We start from the raw sequence: 2,612 nt of genomic DNA on the forward strand, positions 1-2,612 counted from the left end.
ATATTGTATAATACTAATTTATTTGTTTTTTAAGCACACTCTATAAATCGACTATAAAATAAAGGCAAACCATCTATTTTATACTTTATCGCTTTAAATTCCAGCGATAAAGTAGCCACTAAATCATTGTTTTCTCCCATTCAGAATATAATACTCACTTCAAAGTCATAATTACCTGCCTTTCAACAAACCCAAACTCTTCGTACATCTCTTTTGCAAAATTCCCAGCAAATACATTCAACCGAATTTCTAAATACTTCTCCTTTAATTCCTTAATACCAGCTTCCATCAGTTCTCGCGATAATCCTCTCCCGCGATATTCTGGGAAAACGTACAATTCATATATAAATCCAAGTTTTTCACGAGAAAAATAGTCTGTATTTTCCCCTATCAATATCCATCCCATTACTTTATTTTTTTCTTTAATAATTAAATAGCATGCTCCTTTTTCTACAATCGGCTTTGTAATCTCAATTGCTTTCTCGGTACTTAATTGACAATTCCCTCTCGTCCCTTCAAAAAGCGATTGAGCCGAATATTTTAATATTTCATTGGTATCTTCTTGATTCGCCTTAACAATCATTTTTCACAACTCCCCTTGAATAATAGGCATTACTATCGCTTGTTCAAGATTCTCCGCTTCCATAACAATTGCTGTTAATCCGTGTTCTGTACTTGTTTCATGGAGCTCTCCCTTTTCCCAAAACACAGCTTGTCCCGCCTCTATATTTATCTTTTCTTTATTTACCCCACATACATATCCTGCTCCTTTCACAATAAGAAGCAGTTGAGATACAACTGCTTCATGATTACCGATGATTCCATTCTCGTGTAAATGCATAGCACCGATATGTATATTCCCTCGATGGTTTAATATTTTCGACATGATGAAATTAGGTTGAAATACTGATAGGTGCTTTCCTACTTTTTCACTAAAATCAAAAATTTTCATTACTAGTTCTCCTTATACGTATAAAACCATCCTTACTGTCTGCATCATATGTCCTTCAAAGTCTTCTTCAAATTGCTCTAATTCAGCAAAACCTTTCGCTTCATAAAAGCGTTTCCCTTTTTCATTTGCTGCTTCTACATGTATGTACAATTTCCGTATCCCATTTAATGCTTTAATTCCTTTTTGTAATAAAGCACTTCCGATCCCTTTTCCTTGCTGATCTGGTAACAAATAAATCGCACCTAATTCCGCTTCATTTTGTAGTCTAACAGGTGAAAAGTTCGCAAACCCTATTACTTCTCCTTCTTCTTCCGCAACGAATAAATGCGTATTTTTAAGACGATATTTCATTTTTTCATCAGAATATGCCTCGTCTAAAAAACTGTCTTGAATTTCTCTTGGAATAATGCCTTCATATGTATCATGCCAAGCTATTTTTGCTACTGATTGTACAGCATGAATGTCTTCTTGCTTCATTTCTCTAATTATATATGTCATCTCGATGTCTCCATTCTCTTTAAATTATATTCTGCTAATATACTAGAAGAAACGGCAAAACCATTTTCATAATTCACCTTAATTAATTTTAATTTCTCAATTGAAGCTGTTGCAAAATCAAACTTTCCATAAATATATTCCATTACACTTAAAAACTGCTTTGTATGTAATCTATTTGCAATTGTACAATGCGGAACCCATTTTCCCGGTACGTAATATGAATTTGGGTTGTCATGAAAAGTTTTAAAATAATCATGATAAGAATAATGAAGTTTTAACAATTCATCGGTAACGGTCGGCGCTAGAAAGACCGTTCCATTAGTAGGAAAAATTCCAACAGAAAGAAAAGTTACTGCGTCCATATTTTCTTGAATAGCTACAAACTCCCCTAGTTTCTCAGTATACAAATGAACATCTAACTCATTATAATCCGCAATCGTTATATGAGGTTCTACTCCAGCTAGTTGATTTGTTCCAATTACATTTGTTAATTCATTTTGCAGTTCTGTAATTTTATTAGTAAACACACGATCAAATGTAGCAATAATAGCGTACAATCTTTCTCACCCCTTCGTTACACATAGCGCTTCCCATTCTTCACGAATCATGCCCATTCGAATAGAATCATAGTATGTTCCGTTATAATAACGACACTTTCGCATTCTACCTTCTAAGCTCATTCCTATTTTCTCCGCTACTTTCATCATTCGTTCATTACCAGACCAAGTCGTGAGCCCTACTCTACCAATTTCCATCTTTTCAAATAATAAATCTCGATATAACGTTAACGCTTCTGTACCGTAGCCACCATTCCAGTAAGTTGGATTATAAATAACAATTCCCATCTCCAACCAACGCGTCGGTTTATGCTCCCAATAAAATCCGACCGTCCCTATAATTTGACCGTTATTTTCTATAATTAAATTTGACAGTGGTTCTTCTTGCAAACGAGTTTGCATCTTTTCCTTATAGGATGAGTATTCTTGCATTGAAAACGGAAAATACGGTGCATCCCATTTTTTCCATTCTGGATTTTCTTCTTTAAACACGAGATTCCATAATGTTTTTATATCTGATTCTTCAATTGTACGAATTGTTACTTTATCCCCTTTTACTATTACGCTATTCATAATTTCCTCCTACACTCCTCTTTATTTCATAT

At 34.1% G+C, this 2,612-nt stretch carries 5 protein-coding genes; all 5 read right to left on the bottom strand.

Annotation, left to right across the window (positions count from 1 at the left end; genetic code table 11):
- Positions 1–154 precede the first annotated feature (154 nt).
- The 5 genes from ABWK52_RS26530 to ABWK52_RS26550 are packed head-to-tail and all read right to left on the bottom strand — an operon-like array spanning position 155 to position 2,580.
- Entirely contained in the window at positions 155–583 is a 429-nt protein-coding gene (locus ABWK52_RS26530; RefSeq protein WP_098541517.1) for a GNAT family N-acetyltransferase, read from the bottom strand.
- Positions 584–586: 3 nt separating this feature from the next.
- The gene (locus ABWK52_RS26535; protein WP_030025429.1) at positions 587–952 is read right to left on the bottom strand and encodes a cupin; all 366 of its coding nucleotides are present in this window, start codon (positions 950–952) and stop codon (positions 587–589) included.
- Positions 953–964: 12 nt separating this feature from the next.
- Entirely contained in the window at positions 965–1,450 is a 486-nt protein-coding gene (locus ABWK52_RS26540; protein WP_000221048.1) for a GNAT family N-acetyltransferase, read from the bottom strand.
- Entirely contained in the window at positions 1,447–2,007 is a 561-nt protein-coding gene (locus tag ABWK52_RS26545) for a 2'-5' RNA ligase family protein (protein WP_000270885.1), read from the bottom strand. The genes ABWK52_RS26540 and ABWK52_RS26545 overlap by 4 nt, the downstream gene beginning before the upstream one ends.
- Positions 2,008–2,013: 6 nt before the next feature.
- On the bottom strand, positions 2,014–2,580 hold the full coding sequence (locus ABWK52_RS26550; RefSeq protein WP_084064600.1) for a GNAT family N-acetyltransferase: 567 nt from the start codon (positions 2,578–2,580) through the stop codon (positions 2,014–2,016).
- Positions 2,581–2,612 lie beyond the last annotated feature (32 nt).

Source organism: Bacillus sp. AP50 (assembly GCF_040492675.1).
In the GTDB taxonomy this organism is placed as follows: Bacteria; Bacillota; Bacilli; order Bacillales; family Bacillaceae_G; genus Bacillus_A; species Bacillus_A cereus.

Excerpts from the sequence above, each read along its gene's own strand:
- ABWK52_RS26550 (WP_084064600.1), bottom strand. The coding sequence starts at position 2,580 with ATGAATAGCGTAATAGTAAAAGGGGATAAAGTAACAATTCGTACAATT.
- ABWK52_RS26535 (WP_030025429.1), bottom strand. The coding sequence starts at position 952 with ATGAAAATTTTTGATTTTAGTGAAAAAGTAGGAAAGCACCTATCAGTA.
- ABWK52_RS26540 (WP_000221048.1), bottom strand. The coding sequence starts at position 1,450 with ATGACATATATAATTAGAGAAATGAAGCAAGAAGACATTCATGCTGTA.
- ABWK52_RS26530 (WP_098541517.1), bottom strand. The coding sequence starts at position 583 with ATGATTGTTAAGGCGAATCAAGAAGATACCAATGAAATATTAAAATAT.